This window comes from Streptomyces sp. NBC_00490 (genome assembly GCF_036013645.1).
GTDB classification, from domain to species: Bacteria; Actinomycetota; Actinomycetes; order Streptomycetales; family Streptomycetaceae; genus Streptomyces; species Streptomyces canus_F.
In genome coordinates this window covers 1180986-1207600 of sequence record NZ_CP107869.1, presented here as the reverse complement: position 1 = coordinate 1207600, position 26615 = coordinate 1180986, and the positions used below count along the sequence as shown (strand labels likewise).

27 protein-coding genes are annotated in these 26615 nt (G+C 71.8%); 22 read left to right on the top strand and 5 right to left on the bottom strand.

The genetic code is table 11. The annotated features are described in order from the left end of the window. Window position 1: 1 nt before the first annotated feature. Window positions 2-1405 carry an MFS transporter gene (locus OG381_RS05380; RefSeq protein WP_327714944.1) on the bottom strand — a complete coding sequence of 468 codons (1404 nt, stop codon included), beginning with the start codon at window positions 1403-1405 and terminating at the stop codon, window positions 2-4. A gap of 94 nt (window positions 1406-1499) precedes the next feature. On the opposite strand from OG381_RS05380, the gene OG381_RS05375 reads away from it, so the two are divergent. Both OG381_RS05375 and OG381_RS05370 read left to right on the top strand, forming a co-directional pair. Next, window positions 1500-2078, top strand: coding sequence for a helix-turn-helix transcriptional regulator (locus tag OG381_RS05375; protein WP_327714943.1), 579 nt, complete (start codon window positions 1500-1502; stop codon window positions 2076-2078). 157 nt (window positions 2079-2235) lie between these two features. Next, the gene (locus OG381_RS05370; protein WP_327714942.1) at window positions 2236-2667 is read left to right on the top strand and encodes an ATP-binding protein; all 432 of its coding nucleotides are present in this window, start codon (window positions 2236-2238) and stop codon (window positions 2665-2667) included. A 5-nt stretch (window positions 2668-2672) separates the two neighbouring features. Here the strand turns inward: OG381_RS05370 and OG381_RS05365 are convergent, their stop codons facing one another. Further along, window positions 2673-3110 carry an ATP-binding protein gene (locus tag OG381_RS05365; protein ID WP_327714941.1) on the bottom strand — a complete coding sequence of 146 codons (438 nt, stop codon included), beginning with the start codon at window positions 3108-3110 and terminating at the stop codon, window positions 2673-2675. A 377-nt stretch (window positions 3111-3487) separates the two neighbouring features. Here OG381_RS05365 and OG381_RS05360 point away from each other — a divergent pair, with 377 nt between their 5' ends. Genes OG381_RS05360 through OG381_RS05305 form a run of 12 tightly spaced genes read left to right on the top strand, consistent with a single transcriptional unit; the run spans window position 3488 to window position 16482 of the window. Beyond that, entirely contained in the window at window positions 3488-5257 is a 1770-nt protein-coding gene (locus tag OG381_RS05360) for a fatty acyl-AMP ligase (RefSeq protein WP_327714940.1), read from the top strand. After that, window positions 5254-6969 carry an acyl-CoA dehydrogenase family protein gene (locus OG381_RS05355; RefSeq protein ID WP_327714939.1) on the top strand — a complete coding sequence of 572 codons (1716 nt, stop codon included), beginning with the start codon at window positions 5254-5256 and terminating at the stop codon, window positions 6967-6969. The genes OG381_RS05360 and OG381_RS05355 overlap by 4 nt, the downstream gene beginning before the upstream one ends. Continuing rightward, the gene (locus tag OG381_RS05350; RefSeq protein WP_327714938.1) at window positions 6966-8672 is read left to right on the top strand and encodes an acyl-CoA dehydrogenase; all 1707 of its coding nucleotides are present in this window, start codon (window positions 6966-6968) and stop codon (window positions 8670-8672) included. Before OG381_RS05355 ends, OG381_RS05350 begins: the two co-directional genes overlap by 4 nt. A 36-nt stretch (window positions 8673-8708) precedes the next feature. After that, window positions 8709-9014: an acyl carrier protein gene (locus OG381_RS05345; protein WP_327714937.1), complete on the top strand. Its 306-nt coding sequence runs from the start codon at window positions 8709-8711 to the stop codon at window positions 9012-9014. Next, a complete protein-coding gene (locus tag OG381_RS05340; protein WP_327714936.1) occupies window positions 9011-9943 on the top strand; it encodes a 3-oxoacyl-[acyl-carrier-protein] synthase III C-terminal domain-containing protein in 933 nt (310 codons plus the stop codon). The genes OG381_RS05345 and OG381_RS05340 overlap by 4 nt, the downstream gene beginning before the upstream one ends. Window positions 9944-9959: 16 nt before the next feature. After that, the gene (locus OG381_RS05335) at window positions 9960-11357 is read left to right on the top strand and encodes an ATP-binding protein (RefSeq protein WP_327714935.1); all 1398 of its coding nucleotides are present in this window, start codon (window positions 9960-9962) and stop codon (window positions 11355-11357) included. After that, window positions 11354-12649, top strand: coding sequence for a type III PLP-dependent enzyme (locus OG381_RS05330; protein ID WP_327714934.1), 1296 nt, complete (start codon window positions 11354-11356; stop codon window positions 12647-12649). The genes OG381_RS05335 and OG381_RS05330 overlap by 4 nt, the downstream gene beginning before the upstream one ends. Before the next feature lie 35 nt (window positions 12650-12684). Beyond that, entirely contained in the window at window positions 12685-12981 is a 297-nt protein-coding gene (locus OG381_RS05325) for an acyl carrier protein (RefSeq protein WP_327714933.1), read from the top strand. 6 nt (window positions 12982-12987) lie between these two features. Then, a complete protein-coding gene (locus OG381_RS05320) occupies window positions 12988-13890 on the top strand; it encodes a hypothetical protein (protein WP_327714932.1) in 903 nt (300 codons plus the stop codon). After that, window positions 13887-14540 (top strand): hypothetical protein, encoded by a 654-nt coding sequence (locus tag OG381_RS05315; RefSeq protein ID WP_327714931.1) that lies wholly within the window; start codon window positions 13887-13889, stop codon window positions 14538-14540. Before OG381_RS05320 ends, OG381_RS05315 begins: the two co-directional genes overlap by 4 nt. Continuing rightward, window positions 14537-15697, top strand: a complete 1161-nt coding sequence (locus OG381_RS05310) for an acyl-CoA dehydrogenase family protein (RefSeq protein WP_327714930.1) — start codon at window positions 14537-14539, stop codon at window positions 15695-15697. Before OG381_RS05315 ends, OG381_RS05310 begins: the two co-directional genes overlap by 4 nt. A gap of 32 nt (window positions 15698-15729) precedes the next feature. Then, entirely contained in the window at window positions 15730-16482 is a 753-nt protein-coding gene (locus OG381_RS05305; RefSeq protein WP_327714929.1) for a 4'-phosphopantetheinyl transferase family protein, read from the top strand. Here the strand turns inward: OG381_RS05305 and OG381_RS05300 are convergent. Further along, window positions 16460-16795, bottom strand: coding sequence for an STAS domain-containing protein (locus OG381_RS05300; protein ID WP_327714928.1), 336 nt, complete (start codon window positions 16793-16795; stop codon window positions 16460-16462). The two genes, OG381_RS05305 and OG381_RS05300, sit on opposite strands and share 23 nt — an antisense overlap. 216 nt (window positions 16796-17011) lie before the next feature. Here OG381_RS05300 and OG381_RS05295 point away from each other — a divergent pair, with 216 nt between their 5' ends. Beyond that, window positions 17012-17383 carry an STAS domain-containing protein gene (locus OG381_RS05295; RefSeq protein ID WP_327714927.1) on the top strand — a complete coding sequence of 124 codons (372 nt, stop codon included), beginning with the start codon at window positions 17012-17014 and terminating at the stop codon, window positions 17381-17383. An 82-nt stretch (window positions 17384-17465) separates the two neighbouring features. Here OG381_RS05295 and OG381_RS05290 read toward each other — a convergent pair whose 3' ends face one another. After that, entirely contained in the window at window positions 17466-17897 is a 432-nt protein-coding gene (locus tag OG381_RS05290; RefSeq protein WP_327714926.1) for a MarR family transcriptional regulator, read from the bottom strand. A gap of 183 nt (window positions 17898-18080) precedes the next feature. Between OG381_RS05290 and OG381_RS05285 the strand changes: the two genes are divergently transcribed. The 6 genes from OG381_RS05285 to OG381_RS05260 all read left to right on the top strand — a co-directional run bounded on the left by OG381_RS05285 (window position 18081) and on the right by OG381_RS05260 (window position 23914). Then, window positions 18081-19265 (top strand): PP2C family protein-serine/threonine phosphatase, encoded by a 1185-nt coding sequence (locus OG381_RS05285; protein WP_327714925.1) that lies wholly within the window; start codon window positions 18081-18083, stop codon window positions 19263-19265. A 132-nt stretch (window positions 19266-19397) separates the two neighbouring features. Beyond that, on the top strand, window positions 19398-20297 hold the full coding sequence (locus OG381_RS05280) for an STAS domain-containing protein (RefSeq protein ID WP_327714924.1): 900 nt from the start codon (window positions 19398-19400) through the stop codon (window positions 20295-20297). Continuing rightward, window positions 20294-20713, top strand: a complete 420-nt coding sequence (locus tag OG381_RS05275) for an STAS domain-containing protein (protein ID WP_327714923.1) — start codon at window positions 20294-20296, stop codon at window positions 20711-20713. The genes OG381_RS05280 and OG381_RS05275 overlap by 4 nt, the downstream gene beginning before the upstream one ends. After that, window positions 20713-21153 (top strand): anti-sigma regulatory factor, encoded by a 441-nt coding sequence (locus tag OG381_RS05270; protein ID WP_327714922.1) that lies wholly within the window; start codon window positions 20713-20715, stop codon window positions 21151-21153. The genes OG381_RS05275 and OG381_RS05270 overlap by 1 nt, the downstream gene beginning before the upstream one ends. Then, a complete protein-coding gene (locus OG381_RS05265; protein ID WP_327714921.1) occupies window positions 21153-22208 on the top strand; it encodes a SpoIIE family protein phosphatase in 1056 nt (351 codons plus the stop codon). The genes OG381_RS05270 and OG381_RS05265 overlap by 1 nt, the downstream gene beginning before the upstream one ends. Beyond that, window positions 22205-23914: a PP2C family protein-serine/threonine phosphatase gene (locus OG381_RS05260; RefSeq protein ID WP_327714920.1), complete on the top strand. Its 1710-nt coding sequence runs from the start codon at window positions 22205-22207 to the stop codon at window positions 23912-23914. The genes OG381_RS05265 and OG381_RS05260 overlap by 4 nt, the downstream gene beginning before the upstream one ends. A gap of 22 nt (window positions 23915-23936) precedes the next feature. On the opposite strand, the gene OG381_RS05255 is transcribed toward OG381_RS05260, so the two are convergent. Further along, entirely contained in the window at window positions 23937-24596 is a 660-nt protein-coding gene (locus OG381_RS05255) for a class I SAM-dependent methyltransferase (protein WP_327714919.1), read from the bottom strand. A 318-nt stretch (window positions 24597-24914) separates the two neighbouring features. On the opposite strand from OG381_RS05255, the gene OG381_RS05250 reads away from it, so the two are divergent. Continuing rightward, the gene (locus tag OG381_RS05250) at window positions 24915-26354 is read left to right on the top strand and encodes a C40 family peptidase (RefSeq protein ID WP_327714918.1); all 1440 of its coding nucleotides are present in this window, start codon (window positions 24915-24917) and stop codon (window positions 26352-26354) included. Window positions 26355-26615: the final 261 nt, after the last annotated feature.

Here is a 26615-nt window from a genome sequence, read left to right as displayed (position 1 = left end):
ATCAGGGCGTCGAGGATGCCTTCTCGGAGGCGTGGGCGGCTCGCGCCACGACGAGGAGGAACAGTCCGCAGGCCGTCACGAGCAGCCATCCGGGACGGGTGGCATGGGCGAGCCCGGCGGGGCCGACGCCTGCGACCAGCCCCCCTGCGGCGGCGATACCGACCGCTGCGCCGACCTGGCGTGCGGTGGAGGTGATGGCCCCGGCCACGCCGGCGCGGGACGGCGGCAGGCCGCTGACCGCGGTGTTGGTGAGGGGCGCGTTGGCGAAGCCGAATCCGATGCCGATGAGCAGGTGGGCCAGCAGAATCAGCAGGACGCTGGTGTCCTGGCCGACATTGACCATGCACAGGCCACCGGCGGCGGTGAACCCGCCCGCGAGGGCGAGCGGACGTCGTGGGCCGAGGAGCGCCACCAGGTTGCCGGACCACGGCGCGCACAGGGTGGCCCCGAGCGCCATGGGCAGGGTCGCCATGCCGGACGCGAGCGGCGTCCATCCGCGGGCGTGCTGGAGTGAGAACGTGGTGAGCAGAAGAGTGATGTTCAGGGCCGCGAACACCGCCACGGCGCCCACGACCGCCGAGGCGAACGGTGGCCGCCGGAAGAGCCCGAGATCCATCAAAGGCTCGCTCCGGTGCAGCTCGACCCATGTGAACCCGGCCGTGGCCAGCACGATCAGGGCATAGCCGGCCGTCGCCGCGGGTGAGGTCCAACCGATGCGGGGTCCTTCGATGAGGACGCCGACCAAGACGGACAGGGCCACCGCGAGGAGCACCTGGCCGGGCGGATCCAGCCGCCGGGCGCGCTGTCCGTACGACTCCGGTACGAGCACGGCCACCAGGACGAGGGCGGTGACGATGATCGGTGCGTTGATCCAGAACACCGACCGCCAGCCGAACATGGCGATGAGCCATCCGCCGGTCACCGGGCCCGCCGCCATGCTGAGCCCGAAGACCGACGCCCATACGCCGATCGCCCGGGCGCGCTCCCGTGGATCGGGCATCGCGCTCACCACGATCGCCAGTGCCACGGGGCTCAGCATCGAGGCGCCGACGCCCTGGACGGCCCGTGCCGCGACGAGGAAGCCGAGCGACGGGGCGACGGCGCACGCCAGCGACGCACCACCGAAGAGGAGCAGTCCGCTCTGGAACACCCGACGCCGGCCGAAGCGGTCCGCGAGGGCGCCGGAGGAGATGAGGAGGCTGGCCAGGACCACGGTGTAGGCATCCACGACCCATTCCAGACCGCGGGTGCCCACGCCCAGGCCGCGGCCGATCACGGGCAGGCCCACGTTGACGATGGTGGTGTCGAGGCCGACGAGGAACATGCTCAGCGCGCAGACGGCCAGCACCGTCCAACGCCGTCGTGCGCTCAGTACGGGTTGAGCGGCCTGGATTGTCGTGGTCACGGGTCCACCTCTGTTCGGGTCGTTGGACGGCCCATGTTCGGAGCAGGTGACGGCACCCGCCCAGCAGATTTGCGGAGACTGCAAAATGGACCCCATGGACGCCGAACTCGCGGAGATACTCGACGGCATCGGACCACGGCTGCGTGCACTGCGACGCGACCGGGGACTCACGCTCGAGGCTCTCGCGGAAGACACCGGGATCTCGCTGAGCACGCTGTCGCGCCTGGAGTCAGGCATCCGCCGCCCCACGCTCGACCTGCTCATCCCGCTCGCACGAGCGCACCGCGTCGCGCTCGACCAGCTGGTGGCGGCTCCGGCCACCGGTGACCCGCGCGTTCACCTGGAACCCCGTCGCAGGGAGCGCGGAAGCGTCCTCGTGCCGCTGACGCAGTACCCGGGTCGGGTCCAGGTCTTCAAGCAAGTGCTCGCCCACCGTGAACCGAAACTCGTGACCCACGCCGGCTACGAGTGGCTCTACGTGCTCGCCGGTGAACTCCGTCTCATCCTGGGAGAACGCGAGTTCACCGTCCGCCCGGGCGAGGTGGCCGAGTTCGACACCAGCGAACCGCACTGGTTCGGCCCCGCCGAGGCGGACGCGGTGGAGATCCTGCACCTGTTCGGCCCCCACGGCGACCAAGCCGTCATCCGCACGGGCCCGTCAGCCACGTCGTGACCCACCGCACCCCAGTCGGCGGTCCGAGTCCGCGGGCACGCTGCGGCGGACCGACCGCTCCCGATACGCGTAGCCCTCACGCTCGTGGGAAACCAAGAGACCACAGGGATCAGTGAGCCGGTCAGAATGCGGCGCGACTCCGAGCGGGGAAGGCGAGATGACAACCGAGCACAGTCGGGACCGAAGTGCGGCCTCCGAAGCCGTCCGGGAGCGGGTCACACGCTATTCGGGCGATCTGCACGACGTCACGGACGCCCGCCTGGACGCGGAGGAGTTCCTCGACGGCCTCGCGCGGGTGACACCGCCGAGCGCGCCGGAACACTGGGACGACATCCTCCTGGTCGTCACGGAACTGGCCGCGAACGCGGTCCAGTACGCGCCGGGCCCCTTCGAGGTCCGGCTCCGCAGGACCTTCGACGGCGTCCATGTCGTCGTCCACGACACGAGCAGCACACCCCCGGCTCCGCGTCCCTTCCGACGCGACCGGGACGGCGGGGTCGGCTGGTATCTGATCCACACCCTGTGCAGCCAGGTCAGCGTCGTCGCGAAGGACGACGGGAAGGACATACATGTCTTTCTTCCCTGGTGAGGGCGTTATGGCCGGGCCCGCAGCGGGACCAGCGCGCTGATCGACTTGCCGCCCCCGGGGCGCGGGTCGATGGTGATCTCCCGCGCCAGGCGGATGATGAGCGGCCAGCCGTACCCCTGCCCGTGGTCCCCCGAGGGGAGTTCGCCGCGGCCGTAGGCGACGTCGGGGACGGCGTCGCTGTTGTCGTGGACGGTGAGCCGTACGCCGTCCTCGGCGAGGGCGACCTCGAACGCGGCCAGCCCGTCACCGTGGCGGATGGCGTTGGTGACGAGTTCGGACACGACGAGAAGCAGATCGACGACATCCTCCTCGCGTGCCGTGCGGGACGCCGAGTCCCATTGCTGCCGTACGACCGACCGCGCGTAGTCGCGGGCCGCGGCCGCGGTCGTCACGGTGGGCGCAGTCGTTGCCCTGTCGGCCGTATGACCATGCTGTGCGGTCATGTGGTCAAAGCACCCTTTCTACGCCTTTGCTGAACGGCCCTGTCCCGACCAGGTCAGAACCTGTGCTGTGCTCATTTCAGCGGATACCCGGCTCGCCTTGTCGCATTCTGCCCACGCTTTGGCCGAGGAGTACCGAACGGCCTCTTATCGAACGATCCGCCGTGGCTTGAGCCTCAACTCGCCTGCAAGTCTTGCCAATTACTCATCCGGCGGCGCCGGAATGACCTTTAGGGTGGGGCAATGGCCAGCCCCATCCGTCCCTTCCGTCACAGGGGTCCCTCTCGCAGGCCGGTAGGAGAGGGAGCCGCCCCTGGGTGACGCTCGGTCGCCCAACGTCCCGCCGTCGAGACCATCCCGCTGATGGAGGCTGACACCGCATGGACCAGCACAGGACCTTCGTCGAACTCCTGCGAGCGAGGGCGGACGAGCACGGTGACCGGACGGCCCTGATCTTCAGCGCGGACCCGCTCCGCGCCGAGGCCGACGAGACCCTGACGTACGGCGAACTCGACCGGGCCGCCCGACAGGTCGCCGCGCTGCTGCAGGAACGGTTCGCTGTCGGCGACCGCCTGCTGGTGCTGCACCCCTCCGGGCCCGGGTTCGTGTGGTCCCTGCTGGGCTGCGTGTACGCGGGCATGGTCCCGGTGCCCGCACCGCCGCCCGACGGCCCGCAGCGGAAGCGGGCCGACCGGCTCGCCGCGATCGCCCGGGACGCGGGAGCGGTCGGTGCCCTGGCGGAGGGAACGGACCTGGAAGCGCTCGCGTCCTGGGCCAAGGAACAGGAACTCCGCGGCATGACCGTGCTCGCACCCGACCCTGCGGACGAGCTGCCCGCGACGAGCAGGTGGCGGCCACCACCGGCCGACCCGCACGCGCTGGCTTTCCTCCAGTACACCTCGGGGTCCACCGCCGCCCCCAAGGGCGTCATGGTCGACCACGCCAACCTGCTGGCCAACGCCGAGATCCTCGCGGCGATCTCCGGGATGAGCGCCGACCGCCCGGTGGGCGGCTGGCTGCCGCTCTACCACGACTTCGGGCTGATCGGGCTGCTCCTCACGCCCCTCGTCCTGGGCGGTCGCAGCGTGCTGATGCCACCGGTGGCCTTCCTCAAGCGCCCGCACACCTGGCTGACGCTGATCGACCGGCACGGCATCGACTTCTCGCCCGCTCCGAACTTCGCCTACGACCTGTGCGTCCAGCGGATCACCGACGAGGACTTGGCCCGCTTGGACCTCTCGCGCTGGCGGTGCGCGGTCAACGGCGCCGAGCCCGTCCAGGCCGCCACCGTCGAGGCGTTCACCCGGCGGTTCGCCGCCGCCGGGCTGCGACCCGAGGCGATGCTCCCCGGCTACGGCATGGCCGAGACGACCCTGGTCGTCTGCGGCGACCGGCCCGCCCGCCGCGCCGTGATCACCGAGGTGGACGCCGCCGCGTTCGAGCGCGGCGAGCTGCTTCCCCCGGCCACCGGCGGCGCCGTGCACCGCATCGTCAGCAGCGGCCCCGCCGAGTACCTCGACGTCCGGATCATCGACGCCGACGCGGGCCGGGTGCTGCCGGACGGCCGGGTCGGCGAGATCTGGGTGCGCGGTCCGAACGTGGCCCGGGGCTACTGGGGACGGCCTGAGGAGACCCGGCGCGTCTTCGACGCCGTCACGCCCGACGGGGAGCGCGGCTTCCTGCGCACCGGCGACCTGGGAATCCTGCACGAGGGCGAGCTGTACGTCACGGGCCGCAGCAAGGAGCTGATCATCGTCCGCGGCCGCAACCTCTACCCGCAGGACCTGGAGGCGGCGACGCGGCAGGCCCACCCGGCTCTGGAAGGCGGGGTCGGCGCGGCCTTCTCGGTGCCGGTGCCCGAGGAGGAGGTCGTGATCGTCCGCGAGTACCGGGCCCGCCGGGAAGAGCCGGACGAGCTGGCCCGCGCCGCCGCGGGTGTCCGCGACCACCTCACCCGGGAGGTCGGGGTGCCCGCCCACAACGTCGTACTCGTGCCGCCCGGCACGGTGTCGCGGACCACCAGCGGCAAGATCCAGCGCCGGCTGCTGCGCCGGCGGTTCCTCGGCGGCGAGCTGGAGATCCTGCACGCGGACCTGTCGCCGGCCGTCCGTGCCCGGCTCGGTGACCCGGCGGGCGGTGACGCCTCGTGACGGTGATCGACCCGCTGACGGACACCGGCCGGTTCGACCTCGACGGCTTCGACCGCGCGCTCGGTGATCCCACCGACCCGGCATCGCTCCTCTCCTACGCCCGCAACGCCGAGCTGGACGGCGACGAGCGGTTCCCCGCCGACAGCTGCCGGGAACTCGACCGGATGGGGCTGCCGCGCCTGTACGTACCCGCGGAATTCGGCGGCGCGCTGACCCGCTATGACGAACTCGTCGCGGCGCTGCGGGCGGTGGCGCGCCGCGACCTGACCGTCGCGATCGGGCACGGCAAGACGTTCCTCGGAGGCGTCTGCATGTGGCTGGCGGGCCGTCCGGAGCAGGCGCGCGCGCTCGGCGCCGACATCATCGCGGGAGCGCCGGTGTCATGGGGCCTGACCGAGCGCGGCCACGGCAGCGACCTCCTCGCCGGAGAGATGACCGCCACACCGCAGCCCGGCGGCTTCCGCGTGCACGGCGAGAAATGGCTGATCAACAACGCCACCCGTGGCACGCTGCTCTGCCTTCTCGTACGCACCCGGCCGGAGGGCGGGCCGCGCGGCTTCAGCCTGCTGCTGGCCGACAAACGGAGGCTCCCGGCGGACCGCTGGCGGCCGCTGCCCAAGGTGCCCACGCACGGCATCCGAGGCGCCGACATCAGCGGGATCGCCCTGGACGACTGCCCCTTCCCGGACGACGCGCTGATCGGCGAGCAGGGCGCGGGGCTGGAGATCGTGCTCAAGGCGTTGCAGCTCACCCGGACCGCCTGTACGGCCCTGTCGCTCGGCGCCGCCGACCAGGCGGTGCGGCTGGCCGAGGAGTTCGCCGCGGGGCGCGAGCTGTACGGCCGTCGGCTGATCGAGCTGCCGCACGTCCGCCGCGTGCTCGGAGAGGCGTACGCCGCGCTCCACGCCGCCGAGATGGTGAGCGTGCTGGCGGCCCGCAGCGTGCACACCCTGCCGCAGGAGATGACCGTCATCTCCGCGGTGGCCAAGTCGTACGTCCCCACCCGCGTCGACGAGCTGATCACCGCCTGCGGCGAACTGCTGGGCGCCCGCGCTTTCCTCACCGAGGTCCACGAGCACGGCGCGTTCCAGAAGCTGGAACGCGACCATCGCGTCGTCGGCATCTTCGACGGCAGCACTTTCGTCAACCAGCACGTCCTGATCAACCACTTCCCGGTCCTGGCCCGCGGTTACCGCGAGGGCACCGCCGACGAGGAGGGCGTCGCCCGCGCCGCCGACCTGTCGGCCCCGCCGCCCCCGGCCCGGCTCGACCGGCTGAGCCTGCTCGCACGCGGCGGGTGCAGCTTCACGCAGAGCCTGCGCACCGCGAGCGGCGAACTGCGCGCGCAAGCCTCCGCGGGTCAGGCTCCGGCACGCGTCGCCGATCTCGCCGAGGAGCTCACCGACAGCTGCGACCGGCTCCACGACGAGCTGGCGCTGAGCCCGCCCGCCTCCCAGGACGCACCGCCGGAGGCCTTCGCGCTGGCGCGCCGCTACGAGCAGTGCTTCGCGGGTGCGGCCGCCCTGAGAGTGTGGCTGCACAACAGCACGCCCGGCGAGGACCCGCTGTGGCTCGAAGCGGTCCTCACCCACGTGCTGCGGTGGGTACGCCCGCCGGGACGGCCGACCGACGGCGAGGTGTTCGACCGGCTCTTCGACGCTCGTGCGGCCGGTCGTCCCGCCGCTCCTCCGACGTCGGTGGTCACGTCGTGATCGACAAGACCGTCGACGACCTCGAGAGCCGGTTCGGCGACCCCTGGGATCCGGGCAATCCGACCGGCCATGCCGCGGTGCTGGCGGCCGACGAGGCGGGCGAGATGCTCGCCGCGGGCGAACGGCTGCTGGACGACTACCGGTTGAACGCCGAATTCGTCCCGCCCGAACTGGGCGGACGGCTGACCCGGCTCGACCACCTCATCGAGGTGATGCGGGTCGTCTTCCGCCACGACCCCTGCCTGGGCCTCGGATACGGAGCCGCCAGCCTCATCCCCGCGGTCAACGTCTGGGCCGCGGGCGACGAACGGCAGCGCCGCAGGATGGCCGAGGTGCTGCTGTCCGGTGGCCGGGCCGTCTCCGGCTACCACGAGCTGGCGCACGGCAACGATGTCGCACGGGCCGATTTCTCGGCGCTGCCGTGCGACGACGGGCGGCTACGGCTCAACGGGCGCAAGGAAGTGATCGCCAATGCCGGGCGCGCCGAGGCCATGGTGCTCTTCGCGCGCACGTCGGCCGCGCCCGGCAGCCGCAGCCACTCGCAGCTGTTCGTGGAGACGGCGGACCTGCCCGAAGGCGCGCCGGTCCACCTGCCGCGCTTCCGCAGCGCGGGAATGCGCGGGGTCCAGCTCGGCGGACTGGAGTTCCGGGACTGCCCGGTACCGGCGGACGCGACGCTGGGCGCCCCCGGGCTCGGCATGGAGACAGCGCTGCGCTCCTTCCAGATCACCCGCACCGCACTGCCGGCGATGACCGTGGGCATCCTGGAGACCGGCCTCGACGTCGCCGCCCGGTTCACCGACGAGCGCGTCCTGTACGGGCGTTCGCTCGCCGGCATGCCCCACATCGGCGCGATCCTCGCCGACGCCTTCGCCGACCTGCTGATCTGCGACTGCCTGGCCACCCTGACCGCACGCTCGGTGCATCTGCTCCCGGGCGAGACCAGCCTGTACGCGTCGGCCTCCAAGTACTTCGTGACCACCCTCCTCATGGACGCCATGGACGCGCTCTCGCGGGTGCTGGGCGCCCAGTTCTACATCCGCGACGGCGGCTACGGGATCTTCCAGAAGCACCTGCGCGACCTGGCGCCGGCGGGCTTCGGCCACACCGCGCGCGTGGCCTGCCTCAGCACAGTGCTGCCGCAGCTGCCTCGGCTGGCCCGCAAGGGATGGCTGGACGACACCCAGCCGCCTGCCGACGTGTTCCGTCTTGACGCGGACCTGCCGCCCCTGCCCTTCGAGCGGCTGTCGATCAGCTCGGGCGGGCGGGACAGCCTCAGCGCCGCGCTCTCGGCGGCCCTCGACTCCTGCGAACCGGACGGCGAACTGCGCCGACTGCTTCTCGTCATCGCGGCCGAACAGGCCGACGTACGACGGGAATGCGCCGCACTGGTCCCTGCGGATCTCACCGTCGCCGCCCGGCCCGAGGCGCTGCGGCTGGCGGCGCGCTACGCCGCGGTGCTCGCCGCGGTCGCCTGCGTGAACATCTGGCTCCACAACCGGGAGCGGCACGACGCGTTCCTCAGCGATCCCCGCTGGGCCGTCGCGGCGCTGGGCCGGATCGCCGAACGGATGGGCCGCGACCCCGGGCAGCGGCCCCGCGACGTCACCGAACGGCTGTCGGCGGAGGTCCTGTCCCGGCACCGCGACCGCCGCGGGTTCGGCCTGTCGAACCGGCGCCCGCCCGGACAGCGCCTCCGTTGACGACAGGACGCCGCCATCGATGACAAGGAGAATCGGATGAACAGCCCCGAATCGGCCCCGTCAGCCCCGTCGGCTGCGTCGGACACCGATCTGCGGAGTTGGCTGCGCACGCGGGTCGCGCACTACGTACAACTCGACGTCGCCGACATCGACACCAACGCCACGCTGACGACCTACGGTCTCGACTCGGTGTACGCGCTGACCCTCTGCGGCGACATCGAAGACCACCTCGGGCTGGTCCTGGAGCCGACCGTGGCCTGGGACCACCCGACGATCGACGCCCTGACGCGCCACCTGGAGGAAACGCTCGCCCAGGCCTCCCCGGCGGGGGAGAGCGGATGACGTCGCTGGAGGAGGTGGCGGTCCATCTGCCGTCGCGGCGGATACCCATCGAGGAGCTGAGCGACGAACTGGGTCTCAGCGCCTCGGAGATGAAGGTCTACCAGCGCTACCACGGCCTGGCGGAGGTCCGCCGCGAGCCCGGCGGCACGCACACCGAGCTGCTGCTGGCCGCCGCGGGCAAGCTCGACGCACTGCGCGGCAGAGAGGAGCGGGTGCGGTACGTGGTCCAGGCGCGGACCATGCCGATCGTCGTCCCGCATCCGGTCAACCCCGTTCACGAGGTGCGTGACACCCTCGGGCTAGGGCACGCCACGGCGTTCGCGGTGACCCACCACGCCTGCGCCTCGGGGCTGCTGGCGGTGGACCTGGTCGGCAAGCTGCTGGCGAGCGACGGTGATCCGGACGCGCTGGCGTTGGTCCTCACCGGCGAGAAGACCTTCACCCGGGCCGCGCAGATGGTGCCGGGCACGGCCATCAACGGCGAGAGCGCGGCCGCGGTGCTCGTCGGGACCCGCGACGATCGGGACCGGATGGTGAGCTACGCCGCCCGCACCCACGGCCGTTTCTACGACTGCCTGTCGCTCACCCACGAGCTGTCCGTCGAATACCAGCGGATCTACATCGAGGCGTTGGCCGAGGTCATGCTGGCGGCGGTCGGGAAGGCGGGGCTGGCGCTGGACGACCTCACCATGATCTTCCCGCACAACGTCAGCCGGCTGTCGTGGACGCGGCTCGCCAAGCATCTCGGGCTGCCGCTGGAGCGCTTCTTCCTGGACAACGTGCCGGTCACCGGACACTGCTTCTCCGCGGATCCCTTCATCAACTACCGGACCGCCCTCGATCTGGGCCGACTGCGCCCGGGGGACCGCTATCTGCTCGCCACGGTCGGTCTCGGCTCGACCTTCTCGGCGATGCTCTTCGAGCACTGAAAGGGGGGTGGGTGAGATGACCGGGAACTTCACCGGCCGCCTGAAAGCGGCCCTGACCGGGACCCGTGACGCGGAGCTGGTGTTCCTCGGCAACTTCGAGGTCGAGGACCAGTGGGCCCGCGGTGAGATGGGGCTGCCGAGGCTCGGGTTCGGCTCGGGCAGCGTCATCGTCAACCGGATGGACGAGTTCGCGCTGCTGCTCGCCGGCAAGGGCGACCATGTCGTACTGAAGGACGCACCCGACGCCGACTATCTGAGTCACCTGGAGGAACTCGGGTTCGAGCTGCCGGGGATGCTCGTGGTGGAGCGGCAGGACCCGCGCAGCACCGTCACCCAGGACGCGCTGGAGGACCGGCGGGTCCTGCGCGAGCTGGGCGGGCTCGGTGCTCGCGGTGGCGTCGTCTGCGCGCACGGGGTGAGCGAGCTGGAGGAGCGGCTGGCCGAGCGGGCCGGGATCCCGCTGGCCGCCCCGTCGGCGGCGGTCTGCAAGGCGGTCAACAGCAAGATCTACAGCCGGCGGCTGGCCGCCGAACTGGGCATCCGGCAGTCCCGCGGCTGGAGTTGCGCAAGCCTGGCCGAGCTCGACGCGGCTGTCGAGGCCGCCCGCGCGCTGCTCGCCGACGGCCGCCGGGTCGTCCTCAAGGACGCCTTCGGTGTCTCGGGCAAGGGCATCGAGGTGGTCGAGGACGAACGCCGTCTGGACCGGCTGCACCGCATGATCCACAGCCGGGCGCGGAAGGCCGGGCACGACCGGGTCGGCCTGGTGGTGGAGGAGTGGGTGGCCAAGCGCGCCGACCTCAACTACCAGTTCACCGTCGGCCGGGACGGCGGCGTGCACGTCGACTTCGTCAAGGAGGCGCTGACCGAGGGCGGGGTGCACCTGGGCCATCGGATCCCGGCGCGGCTCACCGAGCGCCAGAGGGCCCAACTGACGGAGGTCTCCCACCTGTTAGGTGGACGGCTGGCCGACGACGGCTACTTCGGGGTCGCCGGCGTCGACGCGATGATCGATCCCGACGGCGGCCTCTACCCCCTCGTCGAGATCAACGCGCGCCACAACATGTCCACGTACCAGGCCTCGATCCAGGAAGCCTTCATCGGGACCGAGAGCACGGCGCTGGTGCGCAGATACCCCCTGCGGCTCGGCGCCCGCCTGCCGTTCGGGTCGCTCCGCCGCGCCATGGCGGACCTGCTGTTCGACCCCGCTCGGGGCACCGGGCTGCTGATCAACAACTACGCCACCGTCAACGCGGCCGCGTCGCCCGGAGAACCGGTCCCGGGGGCGCACTTCGACGGGCGTCTCCACGGGGTCGTCGTCGCCGACTCGGCGGACCGGACGGCGGCGCTGGACGACGAGATCGGCCGCAGGCTGGCCGCCGTCGCGGAGAGCACCAGGGGAGAGGGACGAGGATGACACGGGAGTTCCAGGTCCAGGGCGTGCCGGTGTCCGAGCTGGCCCGGCGGTACGACACCCCGCTGTTCGTCTACGACGGGAGCATGCTGCGGGACCGGTTCCACGGGCTGCGCGACCGGCTGCACCCGGCCATGGAGATCTTCTACTCGCTCAAGGCCAACCCGAACATCTCGGTGTGCGCGCTGCTGCACTCGTTCGGCGCCCGCGCCGAGGTCTCGTCACTGGTGGAACTGACGACCGCGCGCCGGGCCGGTGTGCCGCCGGAACAGGTGATCTTCCTCGGCCCGGGCAAGAGCCGGCAGGAGCTGGCCGCCTGCCTGGACAGCGGGATCTACGCCATCGTCTGCGAATCCCTTCCCGAGGTGGCCCTGGTGGACGAGCTGGCCCGGGCCCGGGGCGTGCGGGCGCCGGTCGCGCTGCGCGTCAACCCGCGCTTCACGGTCAGGCGTTCGGGGCTGGCGATGGGCGGCAAGCCGCGCCAGTTCGGCATCGACGAGGAGGAGCTGTTCGCCCAGACCGACTTGGTGAAGCAGTTCCCCGACGTCGATCTGATGGGGGTGCAGGTGTACATGGGCACCCGGATCCTCGACGAGAACGTCGTCATCGAGAACACCACCCGCATCCTCGCACTGGCCGAGCGGCTGTCGGCCGCGTTCCACCTGGACCTGCGGATGGTCGATGTGGGCGGCGGTCTGGGCGTCGCCTACTTCGACGGCGAGAGCGACCTGGACGCCGAAGTGCTGACCGACGGACTCAACCCCGTCATCGAGGACTTCACCGCCCGGCACCCCGGCACCCGGCTGATCATGGAGCTGGGCCGCTATCTCACCGCCGAGGCCGGCACCTACGTGATGAGCGTCCGCTACACCAAGACCTCGATGGGGGAGCGGTTCGCCGTCGCCGACGGCGGCACCCACCACCACATGGCGGCCGTCGGCATCGGCTCGTTCGTCAAGCGCAACTTCCCCATGGCGGTGCTCAACCGGCTCGACGAGCCGCCGACCGAGGAGTGGAACGTCACCGGCCCGCTCTGCACCCCGGGCGACACGATCGGCAGGAAGGTCCCGCTGCCGCCGGTGCGGCCCGGCGACCTGATCGGCGTGCACCGCTCCGGCGCCTACGGACCGACCGCCTCACCCGGACTGTTCCTCAGCCATGGCTACCCGGCCGAGGTGCTGGTCCACGAGGGGCGATGCCATCTGGTCCGGGAACGGGACAGCCCCGACGACCTCCTGGCGCGGCAGCGACTCTACGACCCGACCGCGCACGACGCGGCCGACGTCGCCCTCTGACCTCCCCCACGAACACGAGACACGAGAGGTGAACGATGGAGCACACCACACCGGACGCCGACACCGCCGACCTGTACGGCCGGGCCGTCGCCACGATCGCCGACTCGCTCGCCAAGGCGATGCAGGTCGACGCCGCCACCATCACCGAGAACAGCCGGCTGTTCGACGAACTCGGCCTGGATTCCACGACCGTGCTCGGCCTGCTGATGACGATCGAGGAGGAACTCGACATGGAGTTCGACACCGACGATCTCGAACAGCACCACTTCGAGACCGTGGGCTCGCTGGCCGCCCTCGTCCGGGAGCAGGCCGGCGAGCAGGCCGGGACCTGACGGCCGATGTACCTCACCACGCCTCCCGGCCCGGTCGACGCGCCGGCGCCTGCCCGGCGGGCGCCGCTGCGCCTGTCACGGCTGGTCAGCCGGACCTTCTCCGCCGGCAGGCCCTTCCTGCCCGATCCACTGGAGCCGAGCCTGAGCCGGATGCAGGCCGACCTCGTGCGCCCGTACTCGGTGGAGTTCCGCCCGGAGCTTCTGGAGCGGGGCGAGCGCAACACCTTCATCGAGATGACCCAGGAACTCCTCGCCGACCTGCCCCCGCTCCAGGATCCCCTGGACCTGGTGCTCGTCGCCCACACCGCCCCGGACGCCGACCCACGCCGCTCCACGTCCTGCTATCTGGCCGATGCGCTGCCCGGCGACCCCCTGGCCTTCAACCTCTCGGACCAGGGGACCGCCGCCGGGTTCACGGCCCTGCGTCTGGTCTCGGAGTACGCCGACGCCGACGCGTTCCGGCACGTCCTGGTCGTCCTGCTCGATCAGCGGACCTTCCTTTACGACACCCCGGGGGCGCACGACGTGCCCCGGCAGGACTGCGCGGTGGCGCTGCTCCTCGGTCCCGAGGGCGGCGCGGGCGAACCGGTGACGCGGCAACTCACCGGCGTCGCGCCGCAAGAGGTCCGCGCGACGCTCGACGCGATGCTGAACGGACCGGACGGCGGCGGTGCGAGCCCGCCCGTCACGCTCATCACCGGTCAGGGCCTCGACGCCGAAGACTTCGGCCCGGGATTCGACGTGCGTCCCGCGCCGCCGGGCCGTCCGTGCACCGGCCCCTGGTCGACCCTGGCCGACGTGCTCCCCGAGTACGCGGGAGACGGGCCCCGCCGCATCGTCGTAGCCGAATACGACAGCACGCTGCGGTACCTGTGCGTGAGCACACTGGATCTGGAGGAGGGGACATGACCGGCCGCACGGCCGCTGCCGACGAATGGATCCGGTACCGGCGCACCGCCCGCCACGACGGCCTGGTCGCGGCGCTGTCCCTGCTGTACGAGACCCTCTGCGACGGCGCGCCGCCCCACGGCCCGGGCGGACACGTGGTGGCGCCCGCCGGGTTCGTCGGTGCCGACACCGGGGACGTCATGGCGACCATGACGGTGGAGGACGGCGCCATCGTCGCGTCGCGGAGCCGAACCGCACCACCCAGCGTCTCCCGGACTCCTTGGGCGGCATGGGCGTTGGGCACGACCTGTCTGCGCTTCGGTCTCTCGGAGCGGCTGCTCGACGCGGTGCTCGCCCATCTCGGCGGCCGTACCGTCGGCGACGCGAGGCTGCTCCACCAGCAGATGGTCAAGGGCGGCGTCGCGGAGGCGGTGATCGAGCAGTTGGAGATCGAGACCATGCTGGCCGGCGCCGCGCCGGGCGACCTCGACGACGGCGTCCTGTCCGCCCTGAACGCCCAGATCACCCGGACCGACCGGATGCTGCTGCGGCTGCTCGGTGCCGTGAGCTTCCTGGCGGACGGGCCGGGCCAGGTGGCCCGGGTCTCCGAGCTGATCGCCGACGTCTACTTCGGCCCGGCCCCCGCCGGGGAGCACGGGGGAGCGGCATGATCGAACTGGACGACAGGACCCTGGCGTTCCAGCGCCAGACCCGCGCGTGGGCGCAGGAACTCAAGCCCCTCGCCCTGGAACTCGACCGGGACCCGGACGCGATCCACCGCCATCTGGACGTGGCGATCGTGTCGTACCTGACCAGGATGACGGTGCCGCCCGAGTACAACCCCGACCCGGTGGTCATCGACGGGCACCGCTTCTACGGCACCGGGACCCTGGAGCGGGTCGTCCTCGCCGAGGAGGCGGCGGTCGGTGACGCCGGTCTGCTGCTGGCGTCGCCGGGGCCGGTGATGTCGGGTGTGCTGGTCGACGCCATGGGCGACGAGCAGCAGAAGAAGTGGTTCTACAGCCGGATCATGGAGAAGCCCACCTGGACCTTCTTCGCACTGACCGAACCGGACCGCGGCTCGGACGCGGGGGCGATGAGCACCACCCTCACCCCGGACGGCGACCACCACTTCGTGCTCCGGGGGGCCAAGCGCTACGTCGGCAACGCGGCCCGCGCCGACCTGGGCATCGTCTTCGCCCGCACCCGTCCGGGGCCGCTCGGCGTGACCGCGGTCCTCATCGAGACCTCGGCCGCCGGGTTCACCGCCGAGCCCCTGGAGACCATCGGGCTGCGCGGCCTGCGCCTCACCGCCGTCACCCTGGACGACGTCCGTGTCCCCGCCGACCAGGTGCTCGGCAGACATCTGCGGGCCACCCAGCGGGGCATGTGGAGCGCGGTGCAGGGGCTGAACCGCCTGCGCCCCGGCGTCGCCGCGTTCGGCCTGGGCATCGCGCGGGCCGCCTACGAGTACGTCCTGGACAATCGCCGCACTCTGAACACGGCCGACCGTCACCGGCTCGACCGCCTCGCCCTCCGCCTGACGGAACTCCGGCAGCTCATCTGGCGGTCGGCGATCGCGGTGGACGACAACGAGCCGGCGGCCGGCTACCTGGCGTCCGCGGCGAAGGCACGGGCGTCGCGTCTCGCCGAGGAGGCGACGCTCGAAGCGCTCTCCTGCTTCGGTCCCGGCGCCCGGCTGGACCACCCGCTGCTGGACAAGCTCGCCCGGGACGCCCGCGGTGTCGAGTTCATGGAGGGGACCGGCAACATCCAGAAGCTCAACCTGTTCACCGGCCTGGTCCAGGGAGGTCTCCGCCGTGACTGACGCCGGCCTCCTACCGGCGGGACCGCTCTGACATGGACGCACCCAGGGTGGACGTGTGGACGGTGCCGCTGGACGGGTCACCGGCCACGGTGGCGGAGCTGTCCCGGACGCTGTCGGGGCGGGAGGCCGAGCGCGCCGGCCGCTGTCGTTTCGAGGCCGACCGCAGGCGTTTCGTCGTCGCGCACGGCGCGTTGCGGCGGATTCTGGCCGGCTACCTCGACGTCCCTCCCGAGGAACTGCGCCTGGAGCGGGGACGCCATGGCAAACCACGGCTCGCGGACGGCGCCGATCTGCGGTTCAACCTTTCCCACTGCGGTGGCCTCGCGCTGGTGGCGGTGAGCCGGCATGCCGAGGTCGGGGTCGATGTGGACCGGCTGCGGCCGGGGCTGCCGGTCGAGGCGTTCGCCGAGCGGTTCTTCCCCGCTTCCGACGCCCGTTTCGTGGCGGCGGCCCCGGGCCCCACGGAACGCGGCGAGCGTTTCCTGCGGTTGTGGACCCGCAAGGAGGCTGTGGTCAAGGCCGCCGGCGCGCGCCTCACTCAGGGCCTGGGCCTGCCGGTGCTCACGGATACCGACACCGGGACCGATGCCGGCGTCGTCCGCGATCCGTCCGGACAGATCCGGGGCGTCTGGTCGGTGCGCGATCTGCCGGCGCCGGACGGGTGTCTGGCGGCCCTGGCCGTCACGGGGGCGGCGGCTCCCAGGGTTTCGCTCAGACATGCCCATCGGGACAGCGCGGGGGTGCGACCACTCAAGGGCGGCGTCAATTCGGCCCGGGAGAGGTGAGGTAGGTCTCCCAACGGGCCTCGGGGCACAGGTCGGCGGCGAGTGTGAGCATCCGGCGCGGCTGCGGGCGCAGGCCGACGATCCGCAGTAGTCCGCCGCGGTCGGTGACGGACCGGTCGATCGTCCGGACAAGATGGAGGAGGGCCGAGTCCACGAAGCAGACGTCGCCGAGGTCGAGGGTGAGCCGACGCACGGAGGGCGGCAGTTGGGCCGCGGCGTTCTCGATGGCGGGCCGCACACGGTCGTCGATGTCGTGGTCCACGGTCAGCGTGGCGGCATGACCGCCGGGACTCAGGGAGATACGAGTGCCCATTCTTCGGGCCCCCTTTCCGTGGGGGTTGGTGGCCGGGGCGGCCGCTGGGCTCCCTCCACCGTGACACGTGCCGCCCCGCACGTCGAACGGCCTCTGCGGACGCGGTGCATGACGTGCGCGTTCGGGGGTAATCGCGCATCCGCGGCGCGCATTGCGATCCGCTGGCGAGAAGGTCATCAGCCATGGCCGTTGTACACGCTGTTGTTGGAGGTAAATGTGTCTGTTGCCCAGAACCCCCTGTCCGTCGAGGTCGGACTGCTCCGTGAGGATGTGGCCCTGATCACGGTGCAGGGCTATTTGGACGTCGACACCGCGACCGAGTTCCAGCACCATCTGGCCAACCAGCTGCATCACGGCCGACGGCATTTCCTGCTCGATCTTTCGCAGGTGCCGTTCATGGACTCGTCCGGTATGAACATCATCCTCCGCGTCTATCAGGAGGCCCGGGACCTGCCCGGCAGTGTGCACATCATCTCGCCGACGCCCGCGGTACGGCGGATTCTGGATCTGACCGGTGTCAGCATCACGGTTCCGGTGTCGGGGAGCGTCGAGGAGGCGCTCGCCCTCGTCGACCAGCCACGTTCGTGACAACAGTTGCCGTTTGACAACAGTGAAGCCGAGGCAAGAGAGTGAGCTCGCTCGCGCGGGAGGGGTGGGGGATGGAGTGGCGTCAGGCGCTACGGGCGGCGGACCCGCCGTCCTCGTGGATCTGTGCCGCCGCGGCGGCGCAGAACGCCTCGAGCCCCTTCAGCAGCGCGGATCGCTGGGGGGTCGACATCTGCTCGAGCACGGACTGCAGGGCGCTCTCCCGACGAGCGCGCAGGTCGGTGAGGAAGGCCCGCCCGCGTCGGCTCAGGTACAGCTCCAGCTCCCGCCGGCTCGCGATGGCGGCCCGGCGCTCCACGAACCCCACTGCCTGCAGCCGGTCGCACAGCCGGCTGGTCGACGGAGGCGTGGAGCCCAGCGAGTCCGCGAGCGTGCGCAGGTTGATGCCTTCATTGTGTTCCAGGATGAACAGAACCCGCAGTTGCGAGGCGGAGACCGGCGCCGTCGAGGCCCGGCCCCACAGAACTTCGAGCAGTTCGGCCGCCTCGGAGGTCACGCGCGCGACCTCATGGGGCCGCGGGCGAGGGTGCGAGATCGTCACCCCGCCACCTTGTCAGTCTTGTCCGGCCCTGTCAGCCCGGCCCGGCGCACGTCGCGTGACAGCGGGCAGGGTGCAGAAGGAACGAGCACAGCGGTCGGCACGGTACAGACGCGGCGGCGCCCCCTCGTACGGAATGGCATGACCGACAACGTGAAGAGATTCGTGGCCGCCGAGCGCGCCCTGCGCTCCGCGGCTCCGCACCAGCTGCCGGCGACCGTCCGCGACGTCCTGTGCGGGGAGTACGGCGCCGAAAGCGTGGATCTGCTCCTGGTCGACTACGGGGCGACCGTGCTGCAGCCCGTGTCCGCGACGGCAGGTCCGTCGCGGACGCTGCCTGTGCACGCCAGTGCGGCCGGTCGCTCCTTCGGGGCGCAGGAGCCCGTCGTGGCCCAGGGCGAGGACGGGCGGACGCAGGTGTACCTGCCCGTCACCGTGCGCGGCGACCGGCTGGGTGTGCTCTCGGTCACCCTGGCGCCCGGCGCGCGGCCCGAGGCGGACCTGGCCGAACTGGCCGTGGTGGCCCAGGTCCTGGGGCACGAGGTGGTGGTGGCCGAACGCGACACCGACATCTACCAGCGCGCCCGGCGCAAGGAGCGGCTCACCCTCGCCGCGGAGATGCAGTGGCAGCTGCTCCCGGCCCGGTCCTGTGCGGGACCGCAGTACGCGCTCGGCGCCCAACTGGAGCCCGCCTACGCGATCTTCGGCGACAATTTCGACTGGTCGGTGTCGGCCGACCATCTGCTGCTCTACGTCACCAACGGCATGGGCGAAGGGATCGAGGCGTCCCTGCTGACCAACCTCGGGATCAACGCGCTGCGCAACGCACGGCGGGCGGGCATCCCCATCGCGGATCAGGCGGCCCTCGCCGACCAGGCCATCTACGCCCAGTACCGGGGCGAGGCGTATCTGTCCGTCCTGCTCGTGGATCTCGAACTGGCCACCGGGCGCGTGCGGATCATCGACGCCGGTTCGCCCCGGATGCTGCGTCTGCGGGACGGGGCCGTGACCACCATCGGCCTCGAGGCGCAGCTCCCGCTCGGCATGTTCGAGGAGACCGACTACGTGGCGCAGGATTACCAGATGCAACCGGGCGACCGTCTCCTGTTCGTCAGTGACGGAGTGCACACGGTCCCCGCGCCGGGCGGCGAACCGTACGGCGACCACGCTCTCGCGCGAGCCATCACGGCCACGCGGCTGCTGCCGGCCGCCGACGTACCGGCCGCGGTGCTGCGGGAACTGCAGGGGTATCGCGACCGTCCGGAGCCGGACGACGACGCGTTGGTGGTCTGCCTCGACTGGTTCGGCCGGCAGTCGACGCCCTAGCCGCCGACCCCGGGCACCTGTCACGGTCCAGACTCGTTACAGTTGTCGTTCGGCAACAGTACGCGTCACCTGCGGCCCGATCTCGGCCACCGCGGGCCACATGAGCGCACTACTCGGATGAGGTGAGAGCAGGTGCCGGAGCACGAAGCGGCAGTACGGCAAGGTTCGTCGGCGCAGTTGGTCGGGGACTTCCTGTACCGCCACCGCGAACGGATCGCCCAGCGCTGGGCCGACGAGCCGCTGTTCCGCAGCGTGTTCACCCTCTCGAGGGACGAGGCCGTGGAGGCGGCCCGGACAGTGATCGAGGCGTTGGCCCAGGTAGCCGAATCGGACCGGGTGTACGACACGGACGCCATCGGATTCGAGGTCGTGCGCGAGCAGTTGGCCCGCATGGCCGCCGCGCGATCCCGCGCCGGGATCACCATGGCCCAGGTGTCGGGAGAGGTGGACGCGCTGCGTCCGCCCGTCGCGGAGTTCCTCGTCGAGGAGTTCCCGGACGAGGCCACCGATCAGGTCCGCGAGTGCACGACGGCGCTCACCGTACTGATGGGGACCCTGCGGCTGGTCGTGCTGGACACGGCGCTGTCCGAAGGGCAGGCACTCATCGAGCGCCAGCAGCTCCAGCTGCTCGAGGTGGCCACCCCCGTGATCAAGCTGTGGGACGGCGTCGTGGGCGTACCGCTCATCGGCACGCTCGACAGCGCGCGCAGCCAGGTCGTCATGGAGACGCTGCTGGAGGCCATCGTCGACCAGCACGCCCGCTTCGCGATCCTCGACATCACCGGCGTCCCCACCGTGGACTCGCTCGTGGCCCAGCACCTGATGAAGACGGTCGCGGCGGCCCGGCTGATGGGCGCGGAGTGCGTCGTGTCGGGCATCCGCCCGGCGATCGCCCAGACCATCGTCCATCTCGGCCTGGACCTCGGCACGGTGATCACCCGCGCCAGCCTGGCGGACGCACTGGCCTACGCGCTGCACGAGCTGGGCGTCGGTATCGTCGCGCCGACCTCCGGCGGTGCGGGGTCACGATGAGCGACGGGTTCCATCACGGCGTCGCGGCCCATGTACCGGTGCTGCGGCTGGGCGAGGTTCTCCTGGTCACCCTGCAGGGCGACCTGCACGACAGCATGGCGCAGCAGCTCCAGCAGGACATCGCCGCGACCATCGTGGACAGCCGGGTGACCGGGGTGGTCATCGACATCTCGGGCGTGGAGGTCATCGACTCCTTCCTCGGCCGCGTACTCGCCGAGATCGCGGCCAGCTCCTCGCTGTTGGCGGCCCGGACCGTCCTGGCCGGCATGCGGCCCGCGGTGGCGATCACCCTGGTCGAGCTGGGACTGACGCTGCCCGGACTGCGCACCGCCCTCACCACGGAGGCGGCCCTGGAGCTGCTGGCACGCCGCACTCCCGTCGCCGACCCCGGTGGATCGCCTCGGGAGCATCCTTGATGCCATCCTCCACAGCCGTCGAGGCGAGCCTGCCGATCCGTTCCGACATGGATCTCGCCTGGGTGCGGCAGCATGTGCGGCAGGCCGCCGGCCTTCTGGGCTTCGGTCTGGTCGCGCAGACCAAACTGGTCACCGCCGCCAGTGAACTGGCCCGCAACACGCTGGTGCACGGCGGGGGCGGCCGGATGGAGTCGTCAGAGGTGACGCAGGGCAAGGTACGGGGCCTCCGTCTGGTCTTCGCCGACGAGGGACCCGGCATCGCCGACCTGGAGCGGGCACTCGTCGACGGTTACACCTCGGGCGGCGGCCTGGGCATGGGCCTGGGCGGTGCCCGGCGTCTGGTCCACGAGTTCAGCATCGACACCACGCCGGGCGCGGGCACGACGGTCACGGTGGTCTGCTGGGCCTCCGCACCACCCCGTCCCTACGGAGGCAGCTGATGCCGCGCGTCTGGGACGTACCGGTCCACGATTCCACCCGGGTACGGGATGCCAGGGTCGCCGCCGAGCACGCGGCGACCCTGGCCGGACTCGACGAGGCACAGACCGCGGCCGCCGCCCTGGTGGCGACCGAACTGGCGACGAACCTCCTCAAGCACGCCCGCGGAGGCCGGCTGCTGCTCGACGTGGTGCCCGAGCCGGAACCGGCGGACGGCGACGACTCCACCCGGTTCGTCCAGATCGCGGCGATCGACCACGGTCCCGGCATACCCGACGTCACCACCGCCCTGAGCGACGGCTTCACGACGGCCCGTTCCCTGGGCGCGGGCCTGGGCACCTGCCGACGCGTCGCCGACGCCTTCGCCGTACACAGCACCCCGGGCCGGGGCACGGTGGCGCTGGCCCGCATCGGTCCCGCCGCACAGGGCACCGCACCAGGGCCGGGCGGACTGCGGGCGGGCGGCGTCAACCTGCCCTTCGGCGGAGCCGAACACTCCGGGGACGCCTGGGCCCGGGTCAGGGCCGGCGACCGCGTGACGCTGATGCTGGCCGACGGACTGGGCCACGGATCTCAGGCGGCGCACGCCTCGACGGCGGCCGTGAAGGCGCTGCGCGGATCGGCCCACCTCGACCCGGCAGAACTCCTGCGCCACCTCGACACCGCTCTGCGCGGCACCCGGGGTGCCGCCGTGGCCGTGGCCCAGGTCGACACCGGCACCGGCACGCTCCGTTTCGCCGGCCTCGGGAACGTGGGGGCCTGGCTGTGGGAGGAGGATGCCTGGCACGCCCTGCTGTCCCGCCCCGGCATCGTCGGCGTCCACCGGCCGCGGACGATGCACGAGGACCGCAGACCCTGGGGAGCCGACCGGGTGCTGCTCCTGCACAGCGACGGCCTGCCCAGCCGTCAGAGGCCGCCGTCCGCACCGGATCTGCTCTTCGCCGATCCCGCCGTGATGGCGGCGGTCACCCTGCGCGACAGCGGCAGTGCCGCCCGGCCGGCCCGTGACGACACCACCGTGGCGGTCCTGACTCAGGCATCGGGGGAGGGGCGTTGAAGCACACCTGGCCGATCGACACCGTCACCGACGCGGCCCTGGCGCGCATCGCCACCGCGCGCCTGGCCTCGGCGTACGGACTGTCACCGCTTCAGCGCACCCGTCTCACCTCGGCACTCAGCGCCCACCTGCGCCAGTGCCTGGCCAAGGGCGGCTCCTGGCTGCTCACCCTGTACGTGACCGGGACAGCCGCCGAACAGGCGCACCTGCACGTCACGGTCACCGCAGCGGACCCGGCCGCACATCCCCCGTGGCGTACGAGCGTCCCCTGCGCCAGGACGCCGATCGCGGAGGACGGGTCGGTGCCGGACTCCCCGGAGGTCCTGGCCGAGTCGCTGTTGGACGCCGACGAGGACGCGGGCGTCCTGCTGGACCGACTCGCCGAGCAGGAACAACTGGTGGCCTTCCACCGGGAGGAACTGCATCAGACCAATCAGGGCGTGCTGGCCCTGCACGCGGAACTGGACGCCGCCGGACAGGCACAGAGGGAGGCGTTCGCCGCCGAGCACAGGGCTCGCCGGCAGGCCGAGGACGCCCGTCGGCGCCTCACCTTCCTGGCCGACGCCAGCGCGGCCCTGACCTCCCTCAACCATGACGAGGTCGTCCGCCGGCTCCCGGAGCTGCTCGTACCGGAGTACGCCCGCAGCGTCGACATCTGGCTGTTCGACGGCGACGACGAGCGGCGCCCCGCGACCCCGCATCCCGCCGCCGCCGTGACCGCGGCCCGCACCGGTCGGCCGCAGTACGCGGCACTCGAACCCGGCGGACTGCCCGGCGTCGACGAGCAGCCGCCCTCGGCACTCGACCCCGAACGTCCGCTGCTGTGCGTCCCGTTGCCCACCCGCCGGGCACCGCTGGGAGTGCTGACCCTGGCGCCGCCCGGCGACCGCTGGGACCCCGACGACGCGGTCATGCTCATCGAGTTCGCCCGCCGCGCCAGCATCGCGATCGACAACGCCCGGCGTTTCGAGCGCAACCGCGACATCGCCGAGACGCTCCAGCGGGCCCTGCTCACGGACCTGCCGACCACACCGGCGCTCCGACTCGCCGCCCGCTATCTGCCGGCCACCCACGGGCTGAACATCGGCGGCGACTGGTACGACGCGTTCCGCCAGCCCGACGGCTCACTGGTCGCCGTCATCGGCGACGTCACCGGACACGGACTGCGCGCCGCCGTCATGATGAGCCAACTGCGCACCGCCCTGCGCGCATACGCCGTGGACGGCAGCAGCCCCGGCACCCTGCTGACCCGGCTGCACAATTTCCTGCACCATCTGCAGCCCGACCTGTACGCCACCGCCGTCATAGCCCGCTTCCACCCCGACGAGCCCACCCTGACCTGGGCGGCCGCGGGCCACCCGCCGCCGGTGCTGCGGACCCCCGACGGCCAGGTGCACACGCTGGACGCCAAGCCCGGCGCGATGCTGGGCATCCCGCTGAACCAGCAGATCGAGGACCACACCGTCGACCTGCCGCCCGGCTCGACCCTGGCCCTCTACACCGACGGCCTCGTCGAACGCCGCGCCCAGGGAATCGATCCGGGCATCGCCCGCCTCGCGGACGCGCTCGCGACGTTCGGACCCGCGGAACTGGAAGACCTGGACGGCTCGGCGGACCGCGTCCTGGACCCGCTGCTGAGCGACTCCGAACGCGACGACGACGTGTGCCTCCTGCTGTGCCATGTCGCGCAGCACGTCACCGTCTGACAGTCCTGCCTGAGCGAGGATCTCAGCGCAGTCGGCGTGCGCGCAGTACCAGGTCGTCGGTGTGGTGCGCGCCGGCGCCGCCGTCGGGTGCCACGCGTGGCCGTTGCTCGTCCACCTCGATTTCCCAGTCGTCGTCGAGGAGGTCGGCGACCATCGAGGGCCAGACATAGTCGGCCGGGTCGAAGCCGCCGTCGTCGGCGTGCTGGGTGTCCATCCCCGCGTGGTGGACGAGCAGCAGTACGCCCCCGGGTGCGACGGCCGCGAGCAGTGCCCGCTCGGCGGCGGCGTCAGGGGTGCGCAGCAGCGCCGGGTACTGCGCGGAGACCAGATCGAAGGAGGCCGGCGGGAGCGCTGCCTCGGTGAGTGCGGCGTGGACCCAGCGAATGGCGACGCCGGCGTCCCGGGCGTGCCCGGCCGCCCGCTCCAGGGCCACGCCGGAGACCTCGAGCGCGGTCACGTCCCAGCCGCCGCGGGCGAGCCAGACGGCGTCCGCGCCCTCGCCGCAGCCGACGTCGAGCACGCGCCCGGGGGTGAGGCCGGCGACCTCGGCCACGAGCGCACCGTTGGGCCGGCCGCTCCACAACTGTTGTCGCTCGGTGTAACGGTCGTCCCACTCTGCCCGCACGGCGGGGTCTCCGAGGTATCCGTCGGTGTGTGGTCCTGCTGCGATGTTGTCGGTCACGAGCCCACGGTCTCCGACCGTGCCCGGGGTTGCCACTCTTGTTGCCGGTCCGGCAAAACGAAGTTCAGGATTCCTGCACAGCCCGCCACGGGTGTGCGCCTCGTCCATCCCCAGGTATCCAGGAATTTCCTTCAGTCGGTCAACGGATCGCGGTGAGACAGGAATTGGAGGGGCGAAGGTCACAGAAGCATATCGGGCATTTAGTGCTTCGATCTTCACGGAAGGCTTACAAGTTGGCTAAGTTGGTCACTGTCTGCACGACTCCCTCCGACAGGCAGGCGGTCTTGTGCACTCTCGTACGAAAGGAGTGCCGTTTCCATGGCGCCGGAACGAACCTCGCCCCCCGAAGTGACCCCTTTCTCGGGCCGGGGCGGCTCCCTTCTCCCAGGGGAGGGTGAGGGGCCGAGCCGCGACGAGGTCCAGCGCAAGATCGACAGCTTCTACGACCGGGCGGAGAGCGACACCGGCACCTTCAACGCGACCCGCGCCGCCGCGATCCCGCGCCAGCGGGGGGCGGGGGGCCGTGAGCGGTCCCAGGAGGACATGCAGCCCGCGGTCGGTGCCCTTGCCCGGCAGTGGTTCGACGCCGCCCGCGCCAAGCTGGGTCCGACCGTGCCGGTATCGCAGCCGGGGAGAAGGACGCCCGCCCGTCCCGATCGCGCACCCCAGCAGGCGCGGCCCGCACTCCCGACGGAACGTCCCGCGCAACCCCTCGCCCTCGAAGCGCCCAAGCCGCCCACGCGCGCCGTACGGGAGTTGACCGGCGGATCAGCTCAGGAGCCGACCACAGGATTCCTTCCGGAGCTGCCCGCCCCACCCGTCGAGGCGCCCGCGGCAGTCGAGTCCCGGTGGGACGAGAGTGCCTGGCACACCGGAGCGCAGCCGGTCCTCGGCGGCGACGGGGCGGCGTGGCCGCTGTACCAGCCGGCCCCGGAGCCCGCCGCGGAGCCCGCTCCGGAGCTCACCGCGATCTGGCCCACCGCCCCAGACCCCGCCCCGGAGCCCGCCGCGACATGGCCCATCGCCCCAGACCCCACCCCTGCGGGTCACTACCAGGCGGAGCTTCCTGCGCTCGGCGCGGAGACGTACGGCGCGGAGACGTACGGTGCTGGCCCCGCGACCGACGCGACCGCGACGTACGCCATGCCTCTGTCGGTCGACCCCACCCCTGCCTACACCGTCGGCCGACCGGCCGACGTGATCACCTCGACGTACGGCGCCGGCCTGACGAACGTCTCTGCGTCCGCCTTGGCGGCCCCTGTCCTGGCGGTCCCCATCGAGACGGCCGCCGCACCCGCCTACGCCTACGCCGCACCGCCGGTGGCTGCCGCCCCGACGGCGCCGGTCACCTCCATGGCACCCGAAGCCCCCTCCTGGCTGCCGGTGGACCCGGGCCACAGCACCCAGGCCGAGCGCGTGATCGCCTTCGCCCGGGCGCAGATCGGTCGGCCCTGTGTCTGGGGCGCGGTCGGGCCGGGATCGTACGACGCCCCCGGTCTCACCCAGGCCGCATGGAAGGCGGCAGGCGTCACGCTGCCCCGGACCCTCCAGGCCCAGTGGGGAGTGGGGATGCAGATCTCCCTCGCCGAGGTCCGGGTGGGAGACCTGGTCTTCTTCCACGACGACCTCAGCCACGTGGGCATCTGGAGCGGGGACGGCATGATGATCCACGCCCCGGGCCCGGGAGCGACCATCCGTGAGGAGTCGGTGTTCTTCGCCGGCCAGTCGGCGATCAAGGGTGCGGTCCGCCCGGCCTGACGCTCCGTTCCAGTCGGCTGTGTCGATCGTTCGAGTCGGCCTGAGCGGCCACCGCCCAGGCCGCACGCCGTCCTGCTTTCCGCGCCGCACACCGTCGAACCGTCAGATCGCCGGTGAGCAGGGCGCCCTCACGCCGCGTCAGGTTCCGGATCGCGGAGGTGTCCGCCGACTCGGCGAACCGGGCGCGTTGAGTGGGTGAAGCTTGGGCCTGTGATCGCAGCGCGGGGCATGGATGAGGCTCGCGGCCTTACCCGGCCGAGT